Source organism: Paraconexibacter antarcticus, from assembly GCF_024220175.1.
GTDB classification, from domain to species: Bacteria; Actinomycetota; Thermoleophilia; order Solirubrobacterales; family Solirubrobacteraceae; genus Paraconexibacter; species Paraconexibacter antarcticus.
On the sequence record NZ_CP098502.1, the window covers coordinates 2,390,187 to 2,416,535 of the forward strand.

Annotated in this window: 29 protein-coding genes and 1 pseudogene; 15 read left to right on the plus strand and 15 right to left on the minus strand. The window is 71.7% G+C overall.

Annotation, left to right across the window (positions count from 1 at the left end; genetic code table 11):
* From NBH00_RS11675 to NBH00_RS11695, 5 genes are all read right to left on the minus strand, one after another.
* Entirely contained in the window at positions 1-885 is an 885-nt protein-coding gene (locus NBH00_RS11675; RefSeq protein ID WP_254573496.1) for an STAS domain-containing protein, read from the minus strand.
* Complete coding sequence (locus tag NBH00_RS11680; RefSeq protein WP_254573497.1) at positions 882-1,244, minus strand: STAS domain-containing protein; 363 nt, start codon at positions 1,242-1,244, stop codon at positions 882-884. The genes NBH00_RS11675 and NBH00_RS11680 overlap by 4 nt, the downstream gene beginning before the upstream one ends.
* Before the next feature lie 261 nt (positions 1,245-1,505).
* The gene (locus NBH00_RS11685; RefSeq protein WP_254573498.1) at positions 1,506-1,838 is read right to left on the minus strand and encodes a hypothetical protein; all 333 of its coding nucleotides are present in this window, start codon (positions 1,836-1,838) and stop codon (positions 1,506-1,508) included.
* 164 nt (positions 1,839-2,002) lie between these two features.
* Positions 2,003-2,671, minus strand: coding sequence for an Mce/MlaD family protein (locus NBH00_RS11690; protein ID WP_254573499.1), 669 nt, complete (start codon positions 2,669-2,671; stop codon positions 2,003-2,005).
* 71 nt (positions 2,672-2,742) lie between these two features.
* On the minus strand, positions 2,743-2,886 hold the full coding sequence (locus NBH00_RS11695) for a hypothetical protein (RefSeq protein WP_254573500.1): 144 nt from the start codon (positions 2,884-2,886) through the stop codon (positions 2,743-2,745).
* 83 nt (positions 2,887-2,969) lie between these two features.
* On the opposite strand from NBH00_RS11695, the gene NBH00_RS11700 reads away from it, so the two are divergent.
* Together NBH00_RS11700 and NBH00_RS11705 are read left to right on the plus strand one after the other, a co-directional pair.
* Positions 2,970-3,548: a hypothetical protein gene (locus NBH00_RS11700; RefSeq protein WP_254573501.1), complete on the plus strand. Its 579-nt coding sequence runs from the start codon at positions 2,970-2,972 to the stop codon at positions 3,546-3,548.
* Between the two features lie 2 nt (positions 3,549-3,550).
* Positions 3,551-4,249 carry a hypothetical protein gene (locus NBH00_RS11705; protein ID WP_254573502.1) on the plus strand — a complete coding sequence of 233 codons (699 nt, stop codon included), beginning with the start codon at positions 3,551-3,553 and terminating at the stop codon, positions 4,247-4,249.
* A gap of 77 nt (positions 4,250-4,326) precedes the next feature.
* On the opposite strand, the gene NBH00_RS11710 is transcribed toward NBH00_RS11705, so the two are convergent.
* Positions 4,327-4,722 (minus strand): PaaI family thioesterase, encoded by a 396-nt coding sequence (locus NBH00_RS11710; protein ID WP_254573503.1) that lies wholly within the window; start codon positions 4,720-4,722, stop codon positions 4,327-4,329.
* A gap of 425 nt (positions 4,723-5,147) precedes the next feature.
* On the opposite strand from NBH00_RS11710, the gene NBH00_RS11715 reads away from it, so the two are divergent.
* The 10 genes and pseudogenes from NBH00_RS11715 to NBH00_RS11760 all read left to right on the plus strand — a co-directional run.
* Positions 5,148-5,447, plus strand: a complete 300-nt coding sequence (locus tag NBH00_RS11715) for an ankyrin repeat domain-containing protein (RefSeq protein ID WP_254573504.1) — start codon at positions 5,148-5,150, stop codon at positions 5,445-5,447.
* A gap of 487 nt (positions 5,448-5,934) precedes the next feature.
* Entirely contained in the window at positions 5,935-6,939 is a 1,005-nt protein-coding gene (locus NBH00_RS11720) for an NAD-binding protein (RefSeq protein WP_254573505.1), read from the plus strand.
* Between the two features lie 254 nt (positions 6,940-7,193).
* Entirely contained in the window at positions 7,194-7,550 is a 357-nt protein-coding gene (locus NBH00_RS11725) for an ArsR/SmtB family transcription factor (protein ID WP_254573506.1), read from the plus strand.
* Entirely contained in the window at positions 7,547-7,822 is a 276-nt protein-coding gene (locus tag NBH00_RS11730) for a DUF2892 domain-containing protein (protein ID WP_254573507.1), read from the plus strand. The genes NBH00_RS11725 and NBH00_RS11730 overlap by 4 nt, the downstream gene beginning before the upstream one ends.
* A 74-nt stretch (positions 7,823-7,896) precedes the next feature.
* Positions 7,897-9,987: an MMPL family transporter gene (locus tag NBH00_RS11735; RefSeq protein ID WP_254573508.1), complete on the plus strand. Its 2,091-nt coding sequence runs from the start codon at positions 7,897-7,899 to the stop codon at positions 9,985-9,987.
* Between the two features lie 98 nt (positions 9,988-10,085).
* Positions 10,086-11,297 carry an NAD(P)/FAD-dependent oxidoreductase gene (locus tag NBH00_RS11740; RefSeq protein ID WP_254573509.1) on the plus strand — a complete coding sequence of 404 codons (1,212 nt, stop codon included), beginning with the start codon at positions 10,086-10,088 and terminating at the stop codon, positions 11,295-11,297.
* Positions 11,297-11,662, plus strand: a complete 366-nt coding sequence (locus tag NBH00_RS11745) for a rhodanese-like domain-containing protein (protein WP_254573510.1) — start codon at positions 11,297-11,299, stop codon at positions 11,660-11,662. The genes NBH00_RS11740 and NBH00_RS11745 overlap by 1 nt, the downstream gene beginning before the upstream one ends.
* Positions 11,659-13,071, plus strand: a complete 1,413-nt coding sequence (locus NBH00_RS11750; RefSeq protein WP_254573511.1) for an MBL fold metallo-hydrolase — start codon at positions 11,659-11,661, stop codon at positions 13,069-13,071. The genes NBH00_RS11745 and NBH00_RS11750 overlap by 4 nt, the downstream gene beginning before the upstream one ends.
* Before the next feature lie 5 nt (positions 13,072-13,076).
* A complete protein-coding gene (locus NBH00_RS11755) occupies positions 13,077-13,259 on the plus strand; it encodes a TSUP family transporter (protein WP_254573512.1) in 183 nt (60 codons plus the stop codon).
* Between the two features lie 24 nt (positions 13,260-13,283).
* Positions 13,284-13,856: pseudogene (locus NBH00_RS11760) on the plus strand (TSUP family transporter); the annotation flags it as partial.
* Positions 13,857-13,864: 8 nt separating this feature from the next.
* Here NBH00_RS11760 and NBH00_RS11765 read toward each other — a convergent pair.
* The gene (locus NBH00_RS11765) at positions 13,865-14,275 is read right to left on the minus strand and encodes an RrF2 family transcriptional regulator (RefSeq protein ID WP_254573513.1); all 411 of its coding nucleotides are present in this window, start codon (positions 14,273-14,275) and stop codon (positions 13,865-13,867) included.
* A gap of 76 nt (positions 14,276-14,351) precedes the next feature.
* On the opposite strand from NBH00_RS11765, the gene NBH00_RS11770 reads away from it, so the two are divergent.
* Positions 14,352-15,605 (plus strand): IS701 family transposase, encoded by a 1,254-nt coding sequence (locus tag NBH00_RS11770; protein WP_254569724.1) that lies wholly within the window; start codon positions 14,352-14,354, stop codon positions 15,603-15,605.
* Positions 15,606-15,766: 161 nt separating this feature from the next.
* On the opposite strand, the gene NBH00_RS11775 is transcribed toward NBH00_RS11770, so the two are convergent.
* Genes NBH00_RS11775 through NBH00_RS11810 form a run of 8 tightly spaced genes read right to left on the minus strand, consistent with a single transcriptional unit; the run spans position 15,767 to position 25,398 of the window.
* Positions 15,767-17,002 carry an MlaD family protein gene (locus NBH00_RS11775; RefSeq protein ID WP_254573514.1) on the minus strand — a complete coding sequence of 412 codons (1,236 nt, stop codon included), beginning with the start codon at positions 17,000-17,002 and terminating at the stop codon, positions 15,767-15,769.
* A gap of 47 nt (positions 17,003-17,049) precedes the next feature.
* Positions 17,050-18,477, minus strand: coding sequence for an MlaD family protein (locus tag NBH00_RS11780; RefSeq protein WP_254573515.1), 1,428 nt, complete (start codon positions 18,475-18,477; stop codon positions 17,050-17,052).
* Positions 18,478-18,503: 26 nt separating this feature from the next.
* Positions 18,504-19,769 (minus strand): MlaD family protein, encoded by a 1,266-nt coding sequence (locus NBH00_RS11785; protein ID WP_254573516.1) that lies wholly within the window; start codon positions 19,767-19,769, stop codon positions 18,504-18,506.
* A gap of 47 nt (positions 19,770-19,816) precedes the next feature.
* Positions 19,817-21,091 (minus strand): MlaD family protein, encoded by a 1,275-nt coding sequence (locus NBH00_RS11790; RefSeq protein WP_254573517.1) that lies wholly within the window; start codon positions 21,089-21,091, stop codon positions 19,817-19,819.
* Positions 21,088-22,500, minus strand: coding sequence for an MlaD family protein (locus NBH00_RS11795; protein ID WP_254573518.1), 1,413 nt, complete (start codon positions 22,498-22,500; stop codon positions 21,088-21,090). Before NBH00_RS11795 ends, NBH00_RS11790 begins: the two co-directional genes overlap by 4 nt.
* Positions 22,501-22,535: 35 nt before the next feature.
* Positions 22,536-23,795, minus strand: a complete 1,260-nt coding sequence (locus NBH00_RS11800) for an MlaD family protein (RefSeq protein WP_254573519.1) — start codon at positions 23,793-23,795, stop codon at positions 22,536-22,538.
* Complete coding sequence (locus NBH00_RS11805) at positions 23,792-24,658, minus strand: MlaE family ABC transporter permease (RefSeq protein ID WP_254573520.1); 867 nt, start codon at positions 24,656-24,658, stop codon at positions 23,792-23,794. The genes NBH00_RS11800 and NBH00_RS11805 overlap by 4 nt, the downstream gene beginning before the upstream one ends.
* Entirely contained in the window at positions 24,655-25,398 is a 744-nt protein-coding gene (locus NBH00_RS11810; protein ID WP_254573521.1) for an MlaE family ABC transporter permease, read from the minus strand. The genes NBH00_RS11805 and NBH00_RS11810 overlap by 4 nt, the downstream gene beginning before the upstream one ends.
* 247 nt (positions 25,399-25,645) lie before the next feature.
* On the opposite strand from NBH00_RS11810, the gene NBH00_RS11815 reads away from it, so the two are divergent.
* Positions 25,646-25,984 (plus strand): YidH family protein, encoded by a 339-nt coding sequence (locus NBH00_RS11815; RefSeq protein WP_254573522.1) that lies wholly within the window; start codon positions 25,646-25,648, stop codon positions 25,982-25,984.
* Positions 25,984-26,343 carry a DUF202 domain-containing protein gene (locus NBH00_RS11820; protein ID WP_254573523.1) on the plus strand — a complete coding sequence of 120 codons (360 nt, stop codon included), beginning with the start codon at positions 25,984-25,986 and terminating at the stop codon, positions 26,341-26,343. Before NBH00_RS11815 ends, NBH00_RS11820 begins: the two co-directional genes overlap by 1 nt.
* Positions 26,344-26,349: the final 6 nt, after the last annotated feature.

The window sequence follows — 26,349 nt, forward strand, 5'->3', positions numbered from 1 at the left end:
TCAGGCCGGGCGGCCGATCTTGCGGACCTCGTAGCCCGAGCGATCGAGGGCGACGCGCAGCGCGTCCGCGAGACTCGCCTTCGTCGTCACGTCGCTGAGGTCGAGCCCGAGGTGGACGATCGTCTGCGCGATCTGCGGCCGGATGCCGCTGATGATGCAGTCGGCGCCCATGAGCCGGGCGGCGGCGACCGTCTTGAGCAGGTGCTGCGCGACGAGCGTGTCAACGGTCGGCACCCCCGTGATGTCGATGATCGCCATCGGCGCGTCCGTCTCGATGATCTTCTCGAGCAGGCTCTCCATGACGACCTGCGTCCGGGCGCTGTCGAGCGTCCCGATGAGCGGCACGGCGAGGATGCCCGTCCAGAGCTTCACGACCGGGGTGGAGAGCTCGAGGAGCTCGTCCTGCTGGCGGCGGATGATGTCCTCGCGCGAGCGCAGGTAGGCGTCGAAGCTCTCGAGCCCGAGCTCGTCGACGAACGTCGTCGCGGCCCACAGCGCGTCCGTCAGGCCCTCGGCGCCGCCGGCGCTCTCGGCGGCGCGCTCGCGGAGCCGGTCGAACAGCGGCTGCTTGAGCAGGAAGACGAGGGTCGCGGTCTCCGACGGGGACAGCCCGGCCTGCGCGCAGTCGCGGGAGAGCTCGACGAGCACGTCGCGCAGCGGCTCCCAGCGGGTGCTGCCGCGCGGGGGGATCGCCGGGTCCGCCCGGAGCTCGCGGCCGACCGCGGTCAGCAGCCGGCCGCACTCGCGCTCGGCGTCCGCGACGTCGCGCGCGCCCGCGAACTGGCGGTCGAGCGCGGCGGCCCAGGCGGTCAGCAGCACCGCGGAGTCCTCCAGCAGCACCGCTGAGAGCAGCGCGTCCGCGGGGGAGGGGGTGGGGGTCGTCATGGTGATGGGGGGTCCAGATCGGTCGGGGGAGGAACGGCGTCCACGGGGGCGAGCGCGACGAGCGCCTCGTCCATCGAGGTGTGGACCTGCAGGAGGGACAGCACGCCGCCGAGGTCGAGGACCCGGGCCACGGGGCCGCCCGGCTCGATGCAGGTCGCGAGACGGCCGCCGGGGTGACGGCGCTGCACGGTGAGCAGGACGGCGAGGCCGGAAGAGTCCAGGAAGGCGAGCCCGCGCAGGTCGAGCACCAGGCGCGGCGCGGTGGCCCGGAGAGCCGCCTGCCCGCAGAGGGGGGCGGCGACGAGGTCGAGGTCGCCCAGGCAGCGCAGAGCCTGGGTCCCGGGGCCCAGCTCGTGCAACTCCGTCCGGAACCCTTCGGGCCTCATTGCCGGTGCGAACTCCTGACCACGTCGGAAGCAGAAGCCGTACGCCAGGGATGTTCAGGCCCCGCGGGTCCGGCAGTGCCGTCGACCCTACCGTCTGGTGGCGCGGTCGCGACCGGAGCGGCGCCCGCCGGGTGGCGGGCGCAGCCCGCGGGGCGATCCCCTCGGTGTGCGCGCGCACGCACACCGAGGGCCCCGCGTCGGCGGGCCCTCGTCGTGCGGTGCGGGGCGACCGGCTCAGCGGCGGTCGGTGTCCAGCTCGGCGTTGGTGCCGCCGGCGAAGTAGGGCTCGCGGCTGCCGGACTTGGCGAGGCCGCGGCTGACGAAGTACGCGCCGGCGACGATGGAGACGTAGAGCCAGGCCTGGCGCGCGACGAACTCGTCGGTGCCGTTCGTGTCGCCGCCCTTGATGGCGGCGGCGCTCACGAGGATGCCGACGATGACGACGACCATCGCGACGAACTCGGTCGTCTTGAACGCGTGCTTGGTCTCGGTCGAGAGGCGCGCGATCGTGGTGCGGCCGCCGCGGTCGGTGCCGGCGTCGCGGGTGGTGGGGGAGGTGGTGGCCATGGGGCCCTTCCTGAAAAGCCGAGGGGCTCGGACTGGGCCTGTGGCCGACTGCGGCCACGACGTCCCTTGTGTCCGGCGACCGCGGCCCCAAGCGCGCCGGCGGCCCGGCGGTGCGCAGTAGCACCCGACGGCCCGGCCGCCGCCCCGCCGGTGAGGCGCGGCCGTCACGGGGGACCCGCGCGGCCCGTCCCGAGCACCGGCCCAGCGAACTTCTCGTCGAGGCTCGCCGCGTGGCTCAGCGTCTGGCGCGCGACGGCGAGCGTCGCCTCGGCGGTGGCGAGGTTGCGGCGGTTCCGGCCGACCGCCTCGCGCTGCAGCGCGAGCGTCCGGCGGAGGATGGCGAGCGCCTGCCCCTGGGCCCGGTCCAGACGGGGCACGGCGCGGGCGAGCCGCGCGACGAGCCCGGAGGACCTCACCGACCCGAGGACCGTGATGGCGCTGCGGACGAGCCGCGTGAGGCGCGCGTGCGCCGTGAGCCCCGCGGTGACCTCGCCGAGCGAGCGGACGACTGCGCCCGCGTCCGCACCCCGCAGGGCGGCGAGGGCCTGCGACACCTCGGCGACGGTGGCCGGGAGGCCGGCCGCCGTCAGGCCCGCGACGAGCGGCGTGGCCGCGCGCGTGAGCCCGTCGGCGCGGCGCGCGGTCGCCCGGACCGTGGGCAGGCCGCGCAGGGTCTTGCGGGCGAGCGGGGTGGCCGCGTCGGCGAGCGGCGCGAGCGTGTGCAGCTGGGTGATGGCGAGGTGACGCTGCTGGACGGCGAGATCGCGCTGCTGGTGGATGAGCGTGAGCTGGGCGGCGAGGGTCCCGAGCAGCGCGACGGCGACGAGGGCCATGGCCGCCCACGCGACGGGCGGGAAGGAGACGCGCTCGGGCGCGGTCCCGACGGGACGGCGGCCGCGCGGGCTCAGGGCCAGGACCGGCGCCGGCGACGGCGCCCGAACAGTCCGAGCGGGAGCACGAACAGCAGCGGCAGGAAGAGGACGTGTCCTCCGGAGACGAGGTAGATGACGACGGCCAGGACGAGGCCGCCGAGCAGCAGGCGGGGCATCCGCCGCCTCCTACCCGGCCCGCGGGGGCGTGAACGCGAGATGGTCGCGGTTGCGTCTGCTCGTCGTGGGTAGGCGGAATGGCGTGCTTACTTCAGAAGATGGTGTCACCGGCGGTCTCGCCGGCAAGATCGCAGGCAAGGTCAAGGCCACGGCCGGAACGCTGCTCGGCAACGAGGAGCTGACCCGGGAGGGCAACCTCCAGGAGGCCGGCGCCGACCAGGAGGCCGTCGCGGCGAAGGCCCGCGCCGAGGCCGAGCAGGCCGAGCAGGAGGCGAAGCTCGAGGCCGAGCGTCGCGAGAACGCGCTCGAGGCCGAGCGCCTGCGGACCGAGCTCTCGGCCGAGGAGCGCGAGGCCCAGGTCGCCGCGCAGGCCGAGGAGACCGAGCGCGAGGCCGCCGCGCAGGCCGCGGAGGACAAGGCCCGGGCCGAGCGCGAGCGCCGGGCCGAGGAGCAGCGGGCCTCCGCCGAGGCCGCCGGCGAGCAGCGCCGCGCCGAGCAGGACCGCGAGACGGTCGCCTCGGTGGCGACCTCGCAGGCGAGCATCGAGCGCCGCCAGGCCGAGGAGGACCGCGCCGCCGCCGAGCAGAAGGCCGCGCAGCTCGAGCAGGCCGCGGACGCCGCCGCCCGGCGGGCCCAGAACATCGATCCCCAGGAGTCCTAGACATGCCGCTCACCACCATTCCCCGCACCGTCGTCGGTGCGTACCTGAAGGCGCTGCGGGTCCCCGTGGACGCCGCGCTGAGGCTCACGGGCCGCGGTGAGGCGACCTCCGGGGCCGCCCTCGCCGTCGACCGCGTCGACGGCGCCGTGCGCTCGGCGGCCGGGACCGTCCTGCGCGACGACGCGTTGCGGGCCGAGGGGTCGCGCCGCACCGCCGCGACCGACGAGCGGGCGAAGGCCGCCGAGCTCGCCGGCCGCGCCGAGGCGCTCCGCACCGAGGCCCGTGAGGAGGCGGCGCAGAGCCGTCGTGACGCGACGGCCCGCGAGCGGCGCCTGAAGGAGCAGGCGGAGAAGAGCGCGGCCAAGCGCGAGTCCGCCGCCAAGCAGCAGGCCCAGGCGAAGAAGGAGCAGGCGGCCGAGACCGCCGCGAAGCGCAAGAAGGACGCGGACGCGCGCAAGCGCCGTGAGGAGGCGCAGGCCGAGAAGGAGGCGGCGCGCCGGAAGAAGGCGATCGAGGAGGACGCGGCCGCGCGCGAGCAGCAGCTCGCCACGCAGGACAAGAAGGCGCGTCTGGCCGAGCTCTCCGGCCGCGAGACCGCGCTCGCCGAGGAGGGGAAGGCGCTGACCGCCGCCGACGAGGCCGCGCGCCTGAAGGGGGCTGCGTCGAAGGCCAAGGAGCGGCGGAAGGCGTCCGCGAGCTGATCCGGCCCCCCCCGGGGGGACCACCGCGGGCGGGCGCGGTGGCCCGGAGGCCGGCGGCGCCGGCTCAGGCGGTCCGCTCAGGCGGGCCGGAGCACGGCGTGGCTCGTCACCGCGCGGGCGATGACGCGGTCGCCCTGCGTGATCTCCGCCTCGGCGGAGACGATGCGGCGCCCCGCGGCGACGCACCGGCCGTGGCACACGAGCAGCTCCCCCGCCACCGCCGCGCGGATGTACTGCACGCTGAGCTGCACGTGCGGTGCCGCGACCCCCGGCGGGACGTGCTGGTGCACCGCCCAGCCGGTCGCGCTGTCGAGCAGGGCGGTGAGGTAGCCGCCGTGGACGATCCCGCCGCCGTTGAGGTGCTCGGGACCGGGCAGCGCCTCGACGAGGGCGCCGTCCGCGTCGGCCCGCAGCGGCCGGAAGCCGAGCAGCGCCGCAAACGGTCCGGGGCTGATGCGGCGCTCCTCGTCCATGACCGGCACGCTACCGGCGATGGCCGGGCGCGGCCGCGCCCCACCCTGTTAACGACAAAACCCCCGTGTTTACGGGGGTTTTGTTCCATGCGCCGAAGAGGACTCGAACCTCCACGGGCCATAAAGCCCACAAGGCCCTCAATCAAAAATTGCGTTGACACGAGTGTCCAACTCCTTGCGTTGGTCGGTGATTTGGTGGTGGGGGAAGGTGAGGTTCAAGGCCACGGAGGGCCGAATGGTTACCACAGCCGTTACCACGCGCCCAAACGCTGACGGCGGCTTGTAGCCGGGTGTGGCGCTTGCGGCGGCGGGGCCTTGGTCGACCGGAGCGGCGCCGGGCTCGCCGAGGGCGAGCGGGTGGGGCGCAGATCTCAGGGACGCGGGGAGCACGGGATGGTCTGACAGCGCGCTGACCATAGCTCTGCGTGGCCCGCGGAGCGAGCGACCCGTCGTCCCGCGCCAGCGGGCGAACCCCACCCGCGCGGGACATCAGCGAACAGGCGATGCCGCTGATGGGCGCCGCAAGCAACGGCGACGCCGACGTCGCCCAAGCCCTGATCACCGCCGGCGCCGACCTGCCACGACGCCTGCCCGAGTCCGAACTGGGACGACCGGACGCCGCCGCCGGAGGGTGGCGGCCCTGCCTGCTGCCGATCTCGTCGGTTGCCGCGCCCCCGCCGCTCACGCGCGCCCGTCCGGCGACCGGCGCTTCCTCTTCGCGCTGAGATCCCGTTGACGCGTTGAAGTTCGTGGGCCCGAGGCTGCGAGGATCAGTCGATGCTGCCCGCCAGTTCGATCCCTGGCCCGCCTGCCTGCGGCGTGCCCGCTGGCCCGCTGACCGTGCACGCCGGTGGCGTTCGACCGCGATGGGCGACGCGACGTTCAGCGGCCAAGGGCGGCACGCGACTCGCCGCCGGCGGGGCGATCGCTCTCTGCGGATGCGCAAGAAGCGCAGCGCCGGCGCGCCCCTCCGGCCGGACGCCCCGGCACGCCGCTGCGGCGGTCCCCCCGACCGTGTCGAACCGGCTCGGTCAGGACACGGCGGGAGGAGGAGGCCGATGACGCAGCCCGTGCTGGTCCTCGGAGAAGCGGGCGGACTCGCGGCCGCGCTGATCACCCGCCTCGGGGGGGGAGGGTATTCCCACGATCCATCTCACCGATCTGACCGACGCCCAGATCGCTGAGCGCCTACGCGAGGCGTGCTGGCAGGCGGTGGGCATCGTGGCCCGTGACGATGTGCTCGCGCTGCGGTTGACGCTGCTGTGCGCCCACGTCGCGCCCGACGTGCCGCTTCTCACCACGCTGTTTGATCGCACGTCCGGTCGCAAACTGCACGACGCGCTTCCGGCGGTCGAGATCATCTCGCCCTCGGCCCTGGCCGCGCGCGATCTGAGCGCGCACTGCGCGCGGGCCGGCGCCCGCGCCGTGCCGTGGCACCGGTCCCGCCTGCAGCTTGTAGATGGAGCGCTGCGGCTCCTCGTGGGCGCCGGACTGGGGCTCGGGCTCGCTCTGGGGCTCGAGACCGCGGCGTCGATGCTCGCCCTGCATGAAGGATTCGTCGACGCGGTGTACCTGAGCGCACGCACCGTGGCTACCGTGGCCGCGGCCCCGGAAGCGGTTCACGGTCCGGCCTGGTTCAAACTGTTCTCGGCTGCGAACATGCTGGCCTCGCTTGCGCTGGTCGCCGTCTTCACCGCTGCGCTCGTCCGCCGCGTGAGCCGGCCACGCCTCACGACGATCTGGGGACCATGCGCCGCGCCGGCGTACGACCACGTGCTCGTGGTCGGCCTGGGACAGGTCGGCTTCCGTCTCGGTCAGGCGCTTCGTGCCCAGGGCATACCCGTCCTTGCCGTCGAACGGGACCCGACTGCTCCCTGCGTGCGGCTGGCGCGCAAAGCGGGGATCCCCGTCGCCATCGCACGGGGAGACGACCGTCACACGCTGCAGCGGCTGCGCATCGAGCGCTGCGCCGTCGTCGTCGCGGCGACCTCCGACGACCTCGTCAACGTCTCGGTCGGGCTCGCTGCGAGCGACCTCGCCCCGGACATCGCGGTCGTCATGCGGCTCGGAGACGGTGAGATCGCCGCTGAGACCGAATCCCTGCTTCACCTTGGTGCCATCAGCGACGCGCACCGCATCGCGGCGGAGGCCCTCGCGGCTGCGCTGAAGCACCTTGCCGTGCGAACTGGCCCCGACACCACCGAAGATGACCAGTGAGCCCAGCCCCGATCGACCAGCGGTGTTGCATGCCCGGCAAGGTCGTATCGCTCCGGACCCGGGCTTCGACGGTAGGAGGCGCGGCGAGTCGCTGCGCCCACGCAGAGTCCAATAACGCGCGCAGATGATCCTCGCCCCCATGGCTGGGGGCGCCGTATCACGACACTAGAACATCGGTGTACACGCGAAATAGATCTCAAGTATCGAGTATTTCGGCATTGACAACTGTACGGTCGTAGACCATAATCGTTGTCATGAGCCAAGCAGTCACCTCCGTCCCGCATCCGATCCCCGTCGATCTATCCGACCTGATCGCCCAGCGCTTTCGCGTGATCGGTGAGCCGCTGCGAATCCGCCTGCTCGACCACCTACGAGACGGAGAGTCCAGCGTCCACGCCTTGACGAACGCCCTCGGCGCCACGCAGCAGAACGTCTCCAAGCACCTGCAGGTGCTGTTCCAGGCCGGGATCGTGGCACGGCGGAAGGACGGGACGACGGCGATGTACCGGATCGTCGACTCGTCGGTGTTCGATCTGTGCGAGCTCGTGTGTGGCGGGTTGCAGCGGCAGGTTGCCGAGATGAACGCCGTCGTCCGGGGGGAGACGCGATGAGCACCCAGACGAGGAACTCGAGCCCGGCGGTTTCCGCGCCCACGTGCGCGATGAGCGGTGAGCGGGGGTGGCCGCTTGAGCGGGTCCTGTTCGCGATGGGCGGGACGATGGGCGTGGCGTCGGCCGCGCTGTCGGCGTTCGTGAGCCCGAAGTTCCTCTTGCTCACGGCGTTCGTCGGGGCGAACCAGCTGCTCTACGTGGCGGTGGGCGAGTGCCCGGCGTCGATCGTGCTGCAGCGAGTATTCAAGGTGCAGCGGCAGGTGGCGTCATGACCCCGCCCGCCACCATCGTTGCTCCGGCCGGCGACACACGCGTTGCGACGCCTGTCCCCCTGGTCCTCGGCCCGATGGGCCGCGCCGGCGCGTGGTTCGTCGAGCACTCGCGCGCCGTCGCCGTCGTCTGGGTCGTGCTCGTGATCGGCCTCGGCGCGTTCGCGCCGCGGGTGGAGAAGGCGCTCTCCGGCGCCGGCTGGGAGGCTTCGGGCTCGGAGTCCGTGCTGGTGCGGAACACCGTCGACCGCGAGTTCGGCGGCCTCTCGTCCTACGGCCTGAGCGTCGTCCTGCACAGCCCCACGGCGACGACCGCCGACCCCGCGTTCCGGCAGACCATCACCCGCGTAGAGGGCATCCTCAAGGGCGATTCGCGCGTAAGCACCGTCGTTCCGCCGCAGCCCGGGGCGTCGATCAGCCGCGACGGCCACACGGCGATCGTGGCCGGCGGGGCCGGCCGCGACAGCAACGAGATGGTCCGCGTCGCCGACGACCTGAAGGGGCCGCTGAAGGCCGCCGGGTCGGGCGACGTACGGGTCGCGCTCACTGGCGCCAGTGGCCTGTGGTCGGACTTCAACAAGGCGAACCTCAGCGCGATGCTCCACTCCGAGCTCGTGTCGTGGCCCGTCACGATGCTCATCCTCGTGCTCGCCTTCGGCGCGCTCGTCGCCGCCGGGCTGCCGCTCATGCTCACGATCCTCGGGCTCGTCGCGACCGCCGGCTCGCTGTACCTCATGACGCTGATCACCCCGGTGTCGGTGTGGGCGATGAACTTCGCGCTCATGTTCGCCCTCGCGCTGGGGATCGACTACGCCCTGTTCTTCGTCGTCCGCTACCGCGCCGCGCTGTTCGGCGAGGGCCGCAGCCCGGCCGAGGCGGCGGCGACGACGATGGACAGCGCCGGCAAGGCGATCCTCTTCTCCGGCGTCACCGTCATGGTCTCGCTGTCCGCGGTGATGCTCGTGCCGTCGCCGGCGTTCCGGTCGATGGCGCTCGGGATCATGCTCTCGGTCGTCTTCGTCCTCGCGGCGACGCTCACGCTGCTGCCCGTCGTCCTCGCCCGGCTCGGCCACAGGGTCAACCGCATGGCGCTGCCGTGGGCGAAGACCGGCGAGCACCGCTCCGCCCGCTTCGAGGCCTGGGGCCGCCGCCTGTGGAAGCGGCCGCACGTGCCCGCGGCCGTCACGGTCCTCGTCCTGCTCGCCCTCGCGATCCCCGCGCTCTCGCTGAACACCGGCATGCCGTCGATCAAGGTCCTGCCCAAGGGCGACAGCGCCCGCGTCGGCTACGACCTCGTCCAGGCCGGCTTCGGCAAGGGGGCCCCCGGCACGCTCCAGGTGATCGCCCCCGCCGGGGACGCCGCCGCCGTCGCGACGGTTGCGAAGGCCGACCCGAACGTCGTGCAGGTCTCCCCGCCGCAGACGAGCCGCGACGGCCGCACCGTGCTGCTGTCCGTCGTCCCGCAGACCGACCCCTCGGCCCCGGCCACCGGTGCGACGATCGACCGTCTGCGCCGCGCGCTCCCGCCCGGGGCGAAGGTCGGCGGCGCCGCGGCCGAGAACCACGACCTCGAGCACGTCCTCGCCACGACAACGCCGTACGCGATCGGCATGGTCCTCGCCCTCGGCTTCCTGCTGTTGCTCGTCGCGCTGCAGGCCCCACTGCTCGCCTTCCTCGGGGTGATCTCGAACCTGCTCGCGGTCGGTGCCGCGTTCGGGGTCGCGAAGTGGATCTTCCAGGACGGCGCCCTGCACAGCCTGCTCGGCTTCGAGTCACAGGGCTTCCTGGACGCGTGGGGGCCGATCTTCTTCTTCGCGATGATCTTCGCGATCTCCATGGATTACACGCTGTTCCTGCTGTCCAGCGCGAAGGAGCACTGGGACCGCACCGGTGATCCCGAGGAGGCGATGGTCGGCGGTCTCGCGCACTCCGGCCGGGTGATCTTCGCCGCCGGTGGCGTGATGGTTGCCGTGTTCTTCACCTTCGCGCTCTCAGGGCCGCTGCCGCCGAAAGAGATGGGCGTCATCCTCGGCATTGCCGTCCTCCTGGACGCGGCGCTCATCCGCCTGCTGCTCGTCCCGGCGATCCTCGCCATCACCGGCCGGGCCGCATGGTGGCTGCCCAAACCGCTGGAACGGGTGCTCCCGAAGGTCCGCTTCGGCCACTGACCGACCAAGCCACCCGAGAGTCAGCGAGCCCGGCACCCGCCCGGGCTCGCTGTGTCTTCCCGGCCGCTCGACGCACCCACCAGAGGAGCCATACCCCAATGACCGACGCACCAGCCCCATCCCGCCGCCACCGGATTGTGATCGTCGGCGGTGGTACTGCGGGGATCACGGTCGCTGCGCAGCTGTGCCGCAAGCTGGACGGAGCGGACGTGGCGATCATCGAGCCCTCCGAGCAGCACTACTACCAGCCGCTGTGGACCCTCGTCGGCGCGGGCGTGGTCAAGAAGGAGAGCACGGTCCGGCGGGAGCAGGGGCTGATCCCGGCCAAGGCCACGTGGATCAAGGACCGGGTGACCGAGCTGCGCCCGGCCGACGACGCCGTGGTCCTGTCCGACGGGTCAGCGGTCGGGTACGACTACCTGATCGTCTGCCCGGGCCTGGTGTGCAACTGGGATCAGGTCGACGGCCTGACGGAGGCGCTCGGCCACGGCGGCGTGGTGTCGAACTACGCCTACGAGCAGTGCGAGAAGACGTGGGATGAGGTCCAGGCCTTCACCGGCGGCAACGCCGTGTTCACGATGCCGCCGCCCCCGATCAAGTGTGCCGGCGCGCCACAGAAGATCATGTACCTCGCCGATGACCATTGGCGAAAGACCGGGGCGCGTGGCAAGGCGACGGTCTCCTACTACGCCGGCACACCAGGGATCTTCTCCGTCAAGGCCTTCGCCAAGACGCTCAACGAGGTCTTGGCCCGCAAGGAGATCCAGACCCACTTCAAGCACAAGCTCGTCGCCGTGCAAGCCGGGGAGAAGACCGCCGTGTTCGAGAACCTCGACACGGGCGAGCACACCAGCGTGCCGTACGACTTCCTCCACGTCACCCCGCCGCAGGGCGCACCGGAGTTCCTGAAGGCCTCGCCCCTGTCTGATCCCGCCGGTTGGTGCGCGGTCGACAAGCACACGCTCCGGAGCCCCGACTTCCCGAACGTCTTCTCGCTCGGGGACGCCTCGAGCCTGCCGACGTCGAAGACCGGCGCCGCCGTGCGTAAGGAATCCGGTGTCCTGGTGCACAATCTCATGGCGGTGATCTCCGGGAGGCCCGAGAGCACGTTCAAGAGCTATGACGGCTACGCGTCCTGCCCGCTGACCACCGGCTACGGAAAGCTCGTCCTGGCTGAGTTCAACTACGACCTGGAGCCGACGCCGAGCTTCCCGTTCGACACCACCAAAGAGCGCTGGTCGATGTACCAGCTCAAGCGATACGGGCTCCCTGCCCTGTACTGGAACGCGATGATGAAGGGACGGGTCTGATGCTGCGCAAGCTGTTCGCGCGAGCCGGGGGCGGCGGTCGCGCAGCGAGCATCACCGTGAACGCGGCGAACGACGGCGCGACCACCGGAAAACTCAAGCTGGTCGACGTGCGCGAGCCACACGAGTTCGCCGCCGGGCATCCGGCGGGGGCGATCAACGTCCCGCTGAGCGGCTTCCCGACCGCGGTCGCGTCGCTGCCGGACGGGCCGGTGGCGCTGACCTGCCAGTCGGGCATGCGCAGCGGCAAGGCGGCCAAGGCCGCCGTCGCCGCCGGCCGCACCGACATCTCCAATGTGCGCGGAGGCTTCTCCGCGTGGCAGGCCGCCGGCCTGCCCACCCAGACAAAGAAGAAGGGCAACCGTTGATCTTCCGCCAGATCACGCACGATGACCTCGGATGCGCCTCGTATCTGATCGGCGACGACAGCGCCGGAGTGGCCTGTGTCGTCGATCCCAAGCTCGAGATCGACGAGTACCTCCAGCTCGCGCGGTACTTCGGCGTCTCGATCGAGCACATTCTCGAGACCCACAACCACGCCGACCATGTCTCCGGCCACGGCCGGCTCGCGGCGGCGACGGGGGCGCAGATCCACATCCACCGTCTCGCCGAACCGGACTACGAGCACCATGCCTTCGACGACGGCTGGGAGCTTGAGCTCGGCGACGTCCGCGTCCGCGCCCTCCACACTCCCGGCCACCGGCCCGAGCACACCGCGTTCCTGCTCTTCGACGACGGCCGCGACCCCGACCGTCCGTGGGCGGCGCTCACCGGCGACACGCTGTTCGTCGGCGACGTCGCCCGCCCTGACCTTGCCGTGGACAAGGATGAGGGTGCCCGCGGGATCTTCCGGTCGCTGCAGGCCAAGCTCTTGTCACTGCCCGCCGACGTGGAGGTCTGGCCCGGACACCTCGGCGGCTCGATGTGCGGCGGTCCGGGGATGGACATGAAGATCAGCTCGACGATCGGCTACGAGCGCGCCGAGAATACGGCGCTCGCGATCGACGACGAGGACGCATTCGTCGCCGACGCCCTGGCCAAGCTCGGGCCGCAGCCGCCCTACTTCCAGGCGATCGTCGCCATCAATCGTGGCCCGCTGTACCGCGACGGAGCGCAGGGCCATCCGTTGACCCCGCGCCAGGTCGAGAGCGCACTCGCCGACGGGGCGCTGCTCGTCGACATGCGAACCGACCAGCAGTTCGACGAGGCCCACACCCCAGGCTCTGTGTGTATCACCGCGCTGCGCGCCGGCTTCGGCACCAAGCTCGCCTGGCTTGCGGACCGCGATCGCGACGTGGTGTTGATCGGTCGCGATGACCATGACGCGCGCGCTGCCGTCGATCTCGCCCAGGCGGTCGGGATCACGAGGATCGGCGGGTACCTCGCCCGCTGTATGACGAGCTGGCGTGAGGAACGTCGCCCGGTGGACCGGATCACGCGGATGACGATCGAGCAGCTGCACGACCTGTGGTCGCCGACCGGGTCGCTGCAGCTGGTGGACGTCCGCGAGCGGTCGGAGTGGGACGCGGGCCACATCCCCGGCTCCCACTTCTGCGCCTACCACGACCTCAAGCAGCTTCCGGAGTCGGTCGACCGGGGGCAGCCGGTGGCCGTCATCTGTGGCTCGGGGCAGCGTGCGGCCACCGGCGCGAGCCTCGTGCAAAGGGCCGGTGTGTCGGACGTGATCCACATCATCGACGGCGGGGTGCCCAGATGGGGGCGCAACGGCTGGTCGTTCGCACCCGGCGCGACATCTCCGTCGTTCAAGGCGGCATAGCCCGCGTGGTCGTCGAAGCGGTGGCGCTCGGCCTCGTGATCGGGGTCGTCGTCGGCATGCTCGGTGGCGGCGGGGCGATCCTCACGGTGCCGGTGCTGGTCTACGTCCTCGGGCAGGACGTGCATGAGGCGACGACGACGTCGTTGCTCGTCGTTGCCGCGGCGGCCGGGATGGGCGCGTACGGGTAGGCCAAGGAGGAGTGCGTCTGCTGGAAGCACACGACCGCGTTCGCGCCGACGGCACTCGCCGGGACCGTCGGAGGCACTGCGCTCAACCAGCTGGTCGGGCCCACGCTCCTGCTGCTGCTGTTCGCCGGCCTGATGCTGGCGGCCGCGCTCGCCACCTGGGCCAAGGGCGGCAGCGTGACCGAAGGGGTCATCGGCACCAACTGCCCGCCGATCCAGCGCGGTCGAGTTGCCGCGGCCGGGCTCGGCGTCGGTTTCCTCACCGGCTTCCTGGGCGTGGGCGGCGGATTCGTCATCGTCCCGGGGCTGGCGGTCCTGCTGGCGATGCCGATGCGCGGGGCCATCGGCACCTCGCTGGCGATCGTCACGATCGTCTCGCTGTGTGGCCTCGGCGCCCACCTGGCTTCGGGCAGCACGATCGATCTTGCCGTGGCGGTCCCGCTGGGCGCCGGGTGCGTCGCCGGCGCGGTTGCCGGCCCGCAGTTCGGGCGCCGCCTGACGGCGCAGAGGCTCGCCCAGGGCTTTGCCGTCCTGCTGGTGATGGTCGCCGGATACGTCATCACCGCGACGGCGGTGGCCGGCGGAGCCGCTGGGACCTGACCGCGCCGCTAGATGTAATACATGTGGGGCGAATGCTCGGGGTGGGTCAGCGCGTCGCGCCGCTCGTTCTCCGCGTACTCCAGGAGGGTGCAGCCTGCCAGGGCGTCCCGGATGGCCTCGGCGGCGTCAGCGAACACGCCCTCGCAGTCTGCCCCCACAGCTCCGTCGATGGCCGCGACGACCTGGGCAACCGTGATCGCGGACGCCGGCCGAGCCAGGCAAAAGCCACCGCTGACGCCGCGACGCGCAGAGATCAGGCCGCTCTTGCGGAGCAACGGGGTGATGCTCGCCATCGTGCTCTCGCGAAGTCCTCGCCGACGGACGATCTCGCCGATGGGAATCAGCTCACCCTCGTCTGCTCGAGCGAGTTCGGCGAGGACCTCGAGGGCGTGCGCACTGCGCCAGGTCACGGCAATCATCGGTCAGGTGGCCTTCCTAGTAGTGCTCCGTTAGGTTGTTGCAGGAGGTTATGGAGTCTTGGCGAACTTCTTGTGCATGAGTTCGTCGGCGGGGCAGGTCAAGATCGGGTCGGTGGCCGGTCTCTCGGACAAGCAGCTGGCGCGGGTGCGGCCGCGGCTTGAGGCGTTCGCGGAGGACATGTTCGAGCCAATGGTGCGTCGCGATCAGCGGCGGTGGGGCGGCGTGTATCTGCGGGGGTTGATGCTCGATGGCAAGCGCAAGAGCATCGAGCCGATGGCTGCCCGCCTGGAAGATGGCGATGAGCAGTGCTTGCAGCAGTTCGTCAACCAGTCGCCGTGGCGGTGGGAACCGGTGCGTAAGCGCTTGGCGGTCCGGCTCAGCGAGGCGATCGTGCCGGCGGCTTGGGTGATTGACGACACCGGCTTTCCGAAGTTCGGCGACAAGTCAGTCGGCGTGGCGCGCCAGTACTCCGGCGCTTTGGGGAAGGTCGGCAACTGCCAGATCGGGGTCTCGATCACCGCCGCCACCGTGCACGCGTCGTGCCCGATCGACTGGCGTCTGTTCCTGCCCGAGTCGTGGAACGAGGACCCGCGCCGCGCCGGCTGCAAAGTCCCCGACGACGTCGTGCATCGGCCGAAGTGGCAGCTCGCGTTGGACATGATCGACGAGCTTCAGGCGTGGGGGCTGCAGGCTCCGCCGGTGCTCGGCGACGCCGCCTACGGTGACGTGACGGAGCTGCGCATCGGCCTGGAAGAGCGCGACATCCGCTACGTGCTGGACGTCAAGGGCACCACGTCGGCGCTCCCGGCCAGCACCGAGCCGCAGACGCCGACCTACGCCGGCAAAGGACGGCCGCCCGCGCCGCGCTACCGCCGACCGTTCAGCAGCGTCGCGGCTTTGGCGGCCGAGGTCGGCGAGGACGCCTATCTGCGGATCTGCTGGCGCCAGGGCACCAAGGGCGAGCTGGCCTCGCGCTTCACCGCGATCCGCGTGAAGCTCTGCAACATCAAGCTGCGCAGCGCCCACGCAGACGGCAATCTGCCGGTCCGGTGGCTGCTGGCGGAGTGGCCCGAAGGCAAGAGCGCCCCGACCGACTTCTGGATCAGCGACCTCCCCGACGACACGCCGATCGCGGACCTCGTCGCGCTGGCGAAGCTGCGCTGGCGGATCGAGCAGGACTACCGCGAGCTCAAAGACGCCCTCGGCCTAGACCACTTCGAAGGCCGCTCCTGGCCCGGCTGGCACCACCACACAACCCTCGTCTCCGTCGCGCACGGCTTCCTGACCCTGGAACGACTGCGGCGACCTCAACGCCGGGCGGCCGCCTGACCTCACTGTTCGAGGTCGTTCGGGAGCTGCAAACGCTCTTGGCCTGCTGGCACGGGACATGCCCGACCTGCCGCAGACGGCTGCCGCCCGACACCCCCTACCTCAACGACACCTAACGGAGCACTACTAGGTCACGAAGATCGGGGGAGGGGGATGCGCCTTCACGGCATATATGCCCTCAGCTGCGGATAGGACCCACGCGCATACGGTGCGTTGCTCGCCTGATCTCCCGGCGCCGGGTAGGCGTTGCCCTGCGAGCTGCCGTTGCCGCTGGATGCGGTGGCCGGATCGACGAAGATGCCGAAGCGGACGAACTTGCCCTTGGCATCCCCCTGCTGGCTGAACGCGGCGGTCTGGGAGAACCAGGCAGCAAGCACCTTCTTGCGCGGTTCCAGATAGTCGACGATCGGGACGAGGTTGGCGAGCGTCGGATCCAGTCGGCGAGCCACCGGTCGTGCCTCCGCGATTACTGGCCCGGCGAGCTTGAGGACCGGATCGGCGCTGCGCCTGAGCCGTCCGATGCGGGCGAGCACGGTCGCCGCGTCGGTGCTCACCGGTCGCAGGTCGTTCAGCGCCAGGGTGAGTGCCGGGGCGGCGCGTCGCAGGTCGCTCAGCAGCGGCCGGGCCTCGACGAGCAGCGGGCGCAACGTCACGAGGCTACGCCGCGCGACGACGAGCGTTCGCGGCACCTGCTCCAGGCCGGTTTGGAGGTCCGTCCGCCGTTGCCCGAGGGCCGCGAGCGTCTGACGCCCGGCCGTCACGATGTCGGTGATCTGGCGCTGGCGGTCACCCAGTTCGCCGAGCACCGGCCGGGCGTCGGTGACCAGAGCGGCAACGGTCCGCGACTGGCCGTGGAGCGTCGAGGTCAGGTTGCGCAGTTGTCCGGTGAGCCCGTCGAGACGGCCGAGGGTGGCGCTCAGGCGCTCCGATGTGACGGGGGAGCGCGCGCCCCGCGCGAACGTGCCGAGTGACGAACGAACGGCCGGTCGAGCCCGCGCACCGACGGCGGACAGCGCCTCGTCCAGTTCGACGGCGTCGGTGATCGACGACGCGGCCAGCCGACCACCGTCGGGCACGCTGGGGCCGGGCCGGCGAGGAGGCGTGAGCTCGACGTAGGCCTCGCCGAGGAGCGTCTTCTGCCCGACCCTCACGCGCGCAGCGGCCGGGATCGGTCGGTACCGAGGGAGCATGCTCAGGGCGATGTCGGCAGTACGACCGTGGATGTTGATGGCGCTGACCTCACCGACTTTCACGCCGCGGGTCAGGACGTCGGACTTCTTGGCCAGGCCTTCGGTGTCGGGGACGGTGACGTGCACGCGATAGGAGCTCCCGCCGACGCTGACCGACGGCCCACCGAAACGTCCCATGAGCCACACGAACACAATCGCGGCGAGCACGACGAAGAGGACAGTGGCGATCGCGCTGGGCCTGAAGATGCGAAGATTCACGGTGTCGAGCCCTCCCCGGTCGCGGGCGTGATGCCCTGTCGGCCGGCGGCGTCGGCGTCACCCGCGGCGGCCCGCAGCGCGTGGGCACGGGCGCCCCGGGTGGCTCCCAGAGGCGCCGTCGCCCGACGAACCGCACCTGGGAGCCCCGGTACGAGATAGCGGACAAGGCAGGCGACGGCGTTGGACTCGCAGGTGCTGGTCAGAGCCTGGGCGACCTTGTTGGTCAGGGTTCGCAGTTGCGGACCGGTTGCGCCGGGGGCACCGAAGTCAGCTGGATTGAATTGCTCGAAGAAGCCGAGGCCGCGCAGGATCGGTCCGTTGACGTCGTTGGTCGAGAAGACCCCGCTGAACCGCTCGCCGACGAGCCCGACGCCGTCGCGGTTGCGGTCGATCTGCCTGAGGATGGGCAGGAGGCCGTCGATGGCGGGGGTGAGTCCCGACGCGGCGGGGCGCAGCGCCTGAGCGGCGCGCCGCAGGTCCTTTGCAGGCGTGGTGCCGTTGGCCACGAGCGTCCGCAGGTCACCGATCAAGCCGCGCAGTTGGGGCAGGGTTGTGCGCAGCTCGCTGACCGTGGTCGGCAGGGCACGGGCCGCGGGGCGCAGGCGGCTGAGCGCCGGCGCGAGCGGCGCGGAGAGGCCGCGCACGTCGCGCAGAGCGCCGCCGAGCGCATCGATCGCTGCGGGCAGGCGCCGCATCGTCTCGGCGAGTTGTGCGTCCTGGCTGGCCGTCGCGCCGAGCACGACCCTGCCGCTGCGCAGCGCCTTGCGCAGAAGGACGTCGCGTTCGGCGAGCGTCGTGAACACCGTGCGCATGTCCCCGACCAAGGCGGTCAACTCACGCCGGCGTGAAGCGAGTTTGGTGCTGACGCTCCGGGCGACGTCGCCGGTGTCCGCCAGGCTCGCGAGGGCTCTGCCCAGCGGCGTGGCCCGCCCCTTCGTCGCGGTGTCGAGTTCGCCGAGCAGGATCTGCAGCTGCGCGCGGGTGTCGGAGTCGAGCGTGGCCAGAACGCGGTCGAGCGGCACCGGTGCCGCGTCGGGGGCGGCGCGGAGTTCATCACCGTCGCCGAGCGCGCGGCCGCGGCCCGGCGCGAGCTCGAGGGTCTGGTCCTCGAGCGCGGAGCGTGGCACCACGCGGGCAACGGTGCCGGCCAGGACATGGCCGCGGGAGCCCGAGTCCATGCGCAGCGTGGCAACGGCCCGTCCGCCGGCGATCTTCACCGAGCGAACCTCGCCGACGCGTACGCCTGCGAGCAGGACCGCGTTATGATTGCGGCCGTCGAGGCCGCCGGCGTTCGTGAAGGCCACGTGGAGGGTGTAGGTGTCCGAGAGCCACGGGAGCCGCACGTTGTCGCTGGCGAACAGGTAGGTGACGAAGGCCACCGCGACGACCGCCTGGAAGATGATCGTCAGCCGCCCGAACGGCAACGGGCGGACGGGTGGGCGCCGGGCGGTCACTGGCACACGTCGTTCTTTGCGAACGTCGCGGCGAGCGACGCATTGACCTTTTCCAAGGCTGAGCACGGGGGCAGCGGGTAGCCGGCCCCGGTGAAGAACCGTGCGCTGAAGCGCACGAAATGGCCGGGGCCCGCCTGGAGCGGGGCGTTGCCCTGCACCGCCGTCTGGTACGGCCTGAACGCGCCGCCGCCGCCCTGGAAGAGGTTGATGAACTGGAGGTAGGCCGGGGCGCCGAGGCTCGTCGTCTTGAGCAGTGCCGGAAGCAGCGATGAGGTGAGCAGCTCGTCAACCGGGCTGAGCGACCTGAGCAGGCGTCGGGTCGGAGCGGAGGAGCGGGCGACGTCGTGAATCCCGCCGCGCAGAGCGTCGAGCAGCGGCGGCGCGTCGGCCAGCACGGGCCGGGCGGTCCGGAGGATCGGGCGGGTCTGGCGCAGCGTCGCGGGCAGGTCGCGCACGCCCCGGCCCAGGTCGCCGGACAGGGCGTCGAGTCGGGCGAGGACCGTCTGGAGCGCTGTGCCGCCGGCCTGAAGGTCGGCCAGCCGCGCGGGGAGGATCGCGAGCGTCCGGTCCAGCGGCCGGGAGCCGTCGGCGTTGATCGCGGCGAACGTCGGGCCCCCATCTCGGACGGCGGCGGCGAGGTCCTCACGGCTCCCGCTGACGGTGTGCAGCGTGGCCGCGAACGCATCGACCGCCCCGCGGAGTGCCTGGCCTCCCGGGCCGCGTGCCGCGTGTCCCGCGACCGCGGCCTGACGGGTGAGCGCCGGCGAGATGCGGAGCAGGTGGCTGATGCCGTCGGTCCCTCCGTGGGCGAAGATCTCATGGAGCGCGTGCACGTCGGCGCGCGTCGCCTGCCGGGTCGACGGCCCGGCGAAGCGCAGCGCCTGGTCCAACGCGACGTAGACCCGGGTACGGGACGTCGGGAGCACGCTGTCACCGAGCGCAGGACTCGCGGCGGACCCGGGGTCAAGGTCGACGTAGGCCGTCCCCTCGAACGCTGTCCGCGGGCGCAGCTCGGCGCGAGCGTCGCGGTGGATGGCGCCGACATCCCTGTCGAGCTGGAGGGTCAGGACGGCGTGGTCGCCCTCGCGCTTGCGTTCGGTGATCTTTCCGGCTCGCGCGCCGTCGACGCGGACGTCGGCGCCGACGACGCCGATGCCGCCGGCGTCACGGAACATCACGTGGGCGGTGCGCTCGTTGCCGAATGGGTTAGGACGGGTGTACCCGACGAACACGATGACGGCGGTGAGGGCGATCACGACCATGCCGATGCTGCGTTGCCGTGCCACCGTGAGGTCGCGCCTTGGCCGGGTCACTGGCCGCATGGCTGCCTTTCGGCGATCGCCTGACCGGGGGCGGGGTAGACGTCGCGGCCGTGCGCGCAGGTGAAGATCGGGGCGAACCGGACGGCGCGGGTGCCCGGCGCCTGGCCGAACGGGTAGCTGAAGCCGCCCCAGGTGGTGAATCCGTGTGCAGCGCCGGCGATGTCGGACCGGTAGGTCGCCAGGTAGGCGCTCAGTGGGGCGAGGCCGCGTGCGAGTGGGCTGAGCATGGCGGCCGGGTCGTGGAGTTCGGCGAGCAGCGGACGGGTGGCCTGCAGGACGGGGTCGGCCCGGCGGGCGAGGGTCCCCAGATCCTGGAGCCCGGGCCGTTGACCCGCCAGGCGCTGGAGGGCCGGGAGCGTCCGCCGCAGTGCGAGCAAGGTGGGGGTCAGTCGCGTGACGACGTCCGCCGCCTGCGTGAGGGTGGCGTCGGCGACCGGGAGCACACGCGCGGCTGTCGCCTCCAGCGGCGGGACCGCGACGATGCTCCGCCGGATCGCCGGCCCTCGGGCGGCCAGTGCCTCGAGGGTCCCCGCGGCGGGGGGCAGCAACGCCGCGAGCTCACGGCCGTGGGGGGTCGCGAAGCCGGCGGACGTGCGGCGCAGTCCGCCCAGCACGGCGGCCAGGTCGCCGTCGCGCGGGCTGGAGGCGCGGGCGATGCGGGTGAGCTCGGGGAGCGTGGGAGGCAGGTCGGACAGCGCGCGATTGATGTGCTCTCCCCGGCCGACGAGGCCGCTCCCGTAGGCGCTGAGGGTGCGGGAGAGAGCGCTGCGGGTTGCGGGGTCGAAGGTGTCGAGGACTTGCGTGAGCTGGACGCCGCTCGAGCTCTGCGCGCGGGGCAGCGTGGCGCCTTCGGTCAGCGGTCTGCTGGTGTCGCCCGGATCCAGCGCGACATAGACGGCGCCGGCCAGACCGCGCAGACGCACGGTGACGTGGGCGTTACGGCCGAGTGGCGTGCGGTCGCGGTTGACATCCAGGCGGGCGACGGCATGGCCGGCGTGGTCGACGGTCACGGCGCGCACGGCCCCGGCGAGCTGCCCGGCGATCCGCACGTCGTCTCCGTCTTTCAGCAGCGGTGCGGCGTCGGGAAGGACGACGCTGACCTTGTAGGGGTCGGCGAAGGGCACGCCGTTGATCGCGATGATCGACACGTAGGTGATCGCGGCGATCACGGCCAGCACCGCGACGCCGACCATGACCGCGTGACGCTCAAGGCCCGCTGCCGCGTGCGCGATGCGCTCCCCGATCGGTCGCCGGGGGGTCATGGGCCGAGGAGGTAGTCGAGGAGGCCGGCGGCGCCTCCCGTGGACGGGGGCGGCGGGGCGGGCGGTGTCGGTCGGCCTGGCAGGATCGAGCCGAGCAGCTGCTGTACCGGTGTGAGCGCCTTCTTGACGGTGCCGTGCACTGACTGGTTGGCGGGGCCCGGGGCCTGGTCGGCGCCGGAGGTAGGAGGCGTCAGCAGCGCAGAGGTCTTCGGTGGCGGCCTGTGTGCGGACGGTGGCGTCTTGCGATGCGTCTGGCCGCCGACCTTGTCGATGCACCCGGGCGTGATCGGCAGCCCGAACGACTGGCATGAGAGCACGGCCGCGCCCTTCCAGTAGTGGCGGTCGGGGCTGGCGAACGGGTCGAAGGGCTGGTTGCCCGGCTCCTTCGCCTGGTCTGGGAAGTTGCGCAGGAACCCGTCCGAGATATCGGCCGCCGCCGGCACGATCGCCTGTACGAGGTCGGCGGTCGCGGGGGCGGCAGCGGCGGTTCGGCGCAGTCCGCTTGCGAGACGCCTGACCGTCGACCGCCCGCCGCTGAGCACGGACTCGAGGCTGCGGAGCGTCGGCCGCGTCGCCACGAGGGTGCTCCGGGCGTCGCGAAGGAACGGCGGGGCTTGGTTGAGGAACGCCGTGAGGGGGGCGGCTGCGCGGCCGAGCTCGATCGCCAGTGGCCGGCCTCGCAACGCGGTCCGCGAGAGGAGGCCCGACGTGCGCTCCAGGCGCCCGAGGAGGTCTGGCGCGGCGCGGAGGGCGCCCGGCAGGGCAGGGCCGCTGTCGGCGATCGGCGTCAGCGTGCCCGCGAGGCCGTTGATCGACGCGCGCAGCGCCCGGTTCTGCGTCGCGAGCTGGTGGCTCATGCTGCCGGCGTCGCGGACCAGCCCGCGGATGTCGGCGGTCTGCGTGTCGACCTCGTTCAGCAGGCGGGTCGTGGCCTCGAGAGCCGGGCGAAGGCTGACCGCCGCCCGTGACACGTCGTCGCCACGGCGTTCGAGACCGAGTCCGAGCTCGACGATCACGGCTTGAAGCCCGGTGCGGACGGGGGCACGGAACGCGCCGAGGACGTCGGAGATCCTGGGGGCGTTGCTCGTGCGTGCGACGGGGATCGCCTCGGTCAGCGGCGCCGCCGAGTGGCCGGGGGAGAGCGAGAGGTAGATGTCACCGAGGAGGTCGACCGGGCGGATCGCGGCGACCGCGTCGGCGCGGACCGGTGGTGCGCCGTCGTCGAGGCTCATCGTCACCAGCGCGGCGTTCTGCGCGGTGAGGCGGATGCTCTTGATACGCCCGGCCTTGGCTCCGGCGATGCGGACGTCGTTGCCGACGAGCAGGCCACGGACGTTGGTGAACTCGGCGCGGATCGTCCGGCCGTCGTCGCGCGTCGCGGTGTGGACCGCGAGCGCCAGTGCCGCCACTGCGCACGACGCTACGATCACGGATCGGAAACGCCTCACGGCGTGCCTCCGACGAAGCTCTGCTCGAACGTCGTCCACGGCTCGCCCTCGAGAACGCCGGGCGTGCGCAGAAACGGCGGCGAGAGTTGGCCGGCGCCGGGGTCGCTCGGCCCGATCGTGTTGACGGGGGCCGGCGGGAAGACGAGGCCGACGCGGGCGAGGTGACCGTTGGCATCGTAGTTCGATCCGAAATCGGCCCATCCCGACAGGAACGCGAACGCATCGGGGAGCCGGGTGCGCAACTGATCGAGCATCGGCGCGGTGTCGCGGAGCACCGGGTCCAGGGTGTGCAGGACGGGCTTCGCGGTGCGGAGCAGCGGAAGGACCCGGCGCAGTTCGGCGGGGGCCGACGTCACGAGGGCGCGGGCGGAAGCGAGCGCCGGGCGACCCGCGTGGAGCGCGGGCTGCAGGTCGGCGGCAAAACCGGGCAGCTCGGCGACGCTCGGCCGGAGCTCGGCGACCAGTGCGCGCAGACGCCCGGAGGCTCGGTCGGCGGTCTCGAGAGCCCGCGTCGGCGCGCGCAGGCCCGGAGCCAGTCGCGCGGTGATCTGCGTCAGCTCACGCTGCCGCGCGCCGGTGGTGCGCAGGGTCTCCGCGAGCTGGGTGACGGTCGCGCCGAGCCCGCCCGGATCGGCGGCGAGTGCGGTCAACGTCGTGTGGCCGTCCTGGACGACCTGGCGCAGTGTGTCGCCGTCGCCACGGATCTGGCGGACGACCTCGGTCACCTGCTCGAGCGCGTCGGCGCTGCGGGACAGCGTTCGCTCGATGAGCGGGCCACGGCGCCTGGTCGCCGCGTCGACGTCCCGCAGGACGCTACGCACGTCGCGCCGCGTAGCGGGGTCCAGGGTGGACAGCACCTGGTCGATCTCGACCGGGTTGTCGGTGCGGGCGACGGGAATCTCGGCGTGGTCGGCGACGGGCGCGCCGGTGCCGGCGGTCAGCGCGACGTAGCGGTTGATCTCCCCGGCGACGGAGGTGAAGCGGACGTCGGCATGGGCGCCGGCGCGGACCGCGAAGTCGTTGTCGATCTCCATCTTCACGTGCGGCAGGCCGTCATCGCCGAGATCGATCGCGATGATGTGCCCGACGCGGACGCCGCCGGCCTTGACGTCCCCGCCGGTGACCAGTCCGTTCGCCTGCCGGAAGACGGCCGTGACCTCGTGCGTGCCGCCGTGATCGGTGAGCAGCACTACCGCCACTAGGGCAACGAGGAGCAGGGCGACCGCGGCGGGCCGCTGGCGCACCCGGGTGATCATCCCAGCGGGATACGCGGGTTCGCGCCCCAGAAGATGAGGGTCCCGAACATGCTGATCGCCGTGACGCCGATGATGTTGATCGCCATCGACCGCGCGGTGGCGGTGCCGACCTCGATCGGGCCGCCGCGCACGCGGTAGCCGAAGAACAGCGCGACCGCGATCACGAAGGCGGTGATCGTCATGCCCTTGGTGAACGAGTACAGCAGGTCGACCGGGTCCTGGAAGTTGTAGAAGAAGAGCTTCCAGGTCCCGGGGGAGACGTCGCCGAAGCGGTAGACGGACATCAGGAAGGCGGCGAGGTAGCTCGAGGCGATCGCCAGCGTGTAGGCGATCGGGAGCACGATCGCCGAGGCGACCATCCGGGTGGAGACCAGGTAGGGGATCGACGGCACCGCCATCACGTCGAGGGCATCGACCTCCTCGGCGACCTGCATCGCGCCGAGTTCGGCAACGATGCCGCAGCCGACCTTCGCCGCGAGGATGTAGCCGAACACGAACGGCACGACCTCGCGCATCGTGCACCACGTCGAGAAGCCTCCGGCGACCGGGTCGACGCCGAACGATCGCGCCAGAGCGGTCGACTCGAGCCCGCAGCTGCCGCCGGCGAGGAACGCGATCCCCATGATGACCAGCACACTGCCGGTGGCGATGATCGCGGCCTGCCGAATGATCTCTGCTGCGAACGGCCGCGCTTTCGGAATCTGTCGCAGCCCCACCCACGTGAAGATGGTCACGGCGCCGACCGAGCCGAAGAAGCCGAGCCCCGGCTCGCCGCCCGGGATGCGTGCCCTCCCGAGGTCGCGCTCGGGGGCGCTCGGCGGGTAGCGCCCGACCGGGCTGACGCCCGGCCCGTCAACGCTCATCGGAACACCCCGACATCGGGAAACGCGGCGAGGAAGAACTGCGTGTAGACGAGGTTCACGAAGAAGATGGCGATCAAGCACGCGACGACCGCCTCGTTGACCGCGCGCCCGACCCCTTGGGCGCCGCCCTTGACGTTCAGTCCCTTGTAGCAGCAGATCGTGCCGATGAGGAAGCCGAAGATCCCGACCTTGACGACGCTGGCGACGAGGTCGAGGAAGGTGGTGTTCGCGAAGAAGTTCACGAAGAACGCGCCGGTGGTCCCGCCCAGCACGCCCACGCTCGCGACGTACCCACCGGCGACCCCGCAGATGAGGGCGAGGACGTCGAGAGCCATCATCATCAGCGTCAACGCGAGGATGCGTGGAGTGACCATCTCGCCGATCGGATGAACGCCGAGCACCTGCAGCGCGTCGAGCTCCCCGCGGATACTGCGCGCGCCGAGCTCCGCGGTGATGGTCGTGCCGACGATGCCGGCGACGACGGTCGCGGTCACGAAGGTCCCGAACTCGCGCACGATCGCAACGACCATGAAACCGCCCGAGCGGTCGATGGTGCCGAAGGTGACGAGGAAGTTTCCGGCCTGGAGTCCGGGGCCCGAAAATCCCCATGCGGCGATCGAGACCGCGATCGGGAGGGCAGCGACCTTCAGGATGAAGACGCACTGCAGGACGAATTGACGCCGCCACTGGTCGGGAGAACGGACCGCGGCGATCATCGCCTGCAACGCGAGCGCGGTCATACCGCCAAGCCGCTGTACCCTGAGCCGAACGAGCTTCCCGGGCTGGTCGTAGCCCAGGAGTTCAGGGGCGGACACCCCGCCGCGGCGGGTCAGACCCCTGCCAGTCGCCGCCACGTCGCGCCTCCCACGTCGTCAGTCGGACTTTCCCATATTCTCAATAAGGCGAATGCAAAGTCAACCGAGAACTGGCAGCGACGACGCCGGCCGGCCCGAGAGAGGACCCGGGCTGTTTGGCGACCCGCGGACATTGTCCGACGTCGGCGAGGAGCCGGACGTCCGGTTCACCATGGCCAACGAGCGCACGATGCTCGCGTGGTTGCGCACTGCACTTGCGCTGGCTGCCGCGGGCATCGGATCGACCGAGTTCCTCGTCTCGCAGCCGCCGCTTGCCCGTGCCGCAGTGGGCCTCCCGCTGGCCGTACTCGCAAGCGTCGTCGCCGGGGCCAGTTACCGGCGCTGGGAGCGCGACGAGCGGGCGATGCGCCTGCACGAGCCGCTCGGATACGACCGCCTCGCACAGGTGGTCGCCGTAACTGTCGCGATCGTCTCTTTGGTCGGCGTGACGCTCGCGATCATCCACCTGTGATGGCGGACGGCGCGCCCCGCTCCGCCCTGTTCGACCGGCACGGCGACACCGGAGCCCAGCACGAGCGCACGTCGCTCGCCTGGGCGCGCACGGCGATCGCGTTTCTGGCGATCGGCGGTCTCCTGCTGCGAGCGGCGCGACACATGGTCGTCCCGACGGTGGGCTATCTCCTCGGCCTGGGTCTCTTGATGGCTGCAGCGGTACTGCTCTTCGGCCAGCACGAGGACTACGAGGAGCGGGAAGGATCGCTGCGCTCGGATGCGGCCATCGCCCGGCCGGCTTCGTTGCGCAAGCTCGCCGCGATCACGTTCGCGGCGACCGTCTCGGCCCTGGTCGGGGTCGTCCTGCTCGTCGTCTGAACGCGG

Bases quoted from the DNA above. Each gene is read 5' to 3' on its own strand.
- NBH00_RS11820 (WP_254573523.1), top strand. From the start codon at position 25,984: ATGGCGGACGGCGCGCCCCGCTCCGCCCTGTTCGACCGGCACGGCGAC.
- NBH00_RS11810 (WP_254573521.1), bottom strand. From the start codon at position 25,398: ATGACCGCGCTCGCGTTGCAGGCGATGATCGCCGCGGTCCGTTCTCCC.
- NBH00_RS11805 (WP_254573520.1), bottom strand. From the start codon at position 24,658: ATGAGCGTTGACGGGCCGGGCGTCAGCCCGGTCGGGCGCTACCCGCCG.
- NBH00_RS11705 (WP_254573502.1), top strand. From the start codon at position 3,551: ATGCCGCTCACCACCATTCCCCGCACCGTCGTCGGTGCGTACCTGAAG.
- NBH00_RS11745 (WP_254573510.1), top strand. From the start codon at position 11,297: ATGCTGCGCAAGCTGTTCGCGCGAGCCGGGGGCGGCGGTCGCGCAGCG.
- NBH00_RS11790 (WP_254573517.1), bottom strand. From the start codon at position 21,091: ATGACCCCCCGGCGACCGATCGGGGAGCGCATCGCGCACGCGGCAGCG.
- NBH00_RS11735 (WP_254573508.1), top strand. From the start codon at position 7,897: ATGGGCCGCGCCGGCGCGTGGTTCGTCGAGCACTCGCGCGCCGTCGCC.
- NBH00_RS11675 (WP_254573496.1), bottom strand. From the start codon at position 885: ATGACGACCCCCACCCCCTCCCCCGCGGACGCGCTGCTCTCAGCGGTG.
- NBH00_RS11730 (WP_254573507.1), top strand. From the start codon at position 7,547: ATGAGCACCCAGACGAGGAACTCGAGCCCGGCGGTTTCCGCGCCCACG.
- NBH00_RS11770 (WP_254569724.1), top strand. From the start codon at position 14,352: ATGAGTTCGTCGGCGGGGCAGGTCAAGATCGGGTCGGTGGCCGGTCTC.
- NBH00_RS11765 (WP_254573513.1), bottom strand. From the start codon at position 14,275: ATGATTGCCGTGACCTGGCGCAGTGCGCACGCCCTCGAGGTCCTCGCC.
- NBH00_RS11725 (WP_254573506.1), top strand. From the start codon at position 7,194: ATGAGCCAAGCAGTCACCTCCGTCCCGCATCCGATCCCCGTCGATCTA.
- NBH00_RS11695 (WP_254573500.1), bottom strand. From the start codon at position 2,886: ATGCCCCGCCTGCTGCTCGGCGGCCTCGTCCTGGCCGTCGTCATCTAC.
- NBH00_RS11685 (WP_254573498.1), bottom strand. From the start codon at position 1,838: ATGGCCACCACCTCCCCCACCACCCGCGACGCCGGCACCGACCGCGGC.
- NBH00_RS11690 (WP_254573499.1), bottom strand. From the start codon at position 2,671: ATGGCCCTCGTCGCCGTCGCGCTGCTCGGGACCCTCGCCGCCCAGCTC.
- NBH00_RS11785 (WP_254573516.1), bottom strand. From the start codon at position 19,769: ATGGTCGTGATCGCCCTCACCGCCGTCATCGTGTTCGTCGGGTACACC.
- NBH00_RS11710 (WP_254573503.1), bottom strand. From the start codon at position 4,722: ATGGACGAGGAGCGCCGCATCAGCCCCGGACCGTTTGCGGCGCTGCTC.
- NBH00_RS11740 (WP_254573509.1), top strand. From the start codon at position 10,086: ATGACCGACGCACCAGCCCCATCCCGCCGCCACCGGATTGTGATCGTC.
- NBH00_RS11800 (WP_254573519.1), bottom strand. From the start codon at position 23,795: ATGATCACCCGGGTGCGCCAGCGGCCCGCCGCGGTCGCCCTGCTCCTC.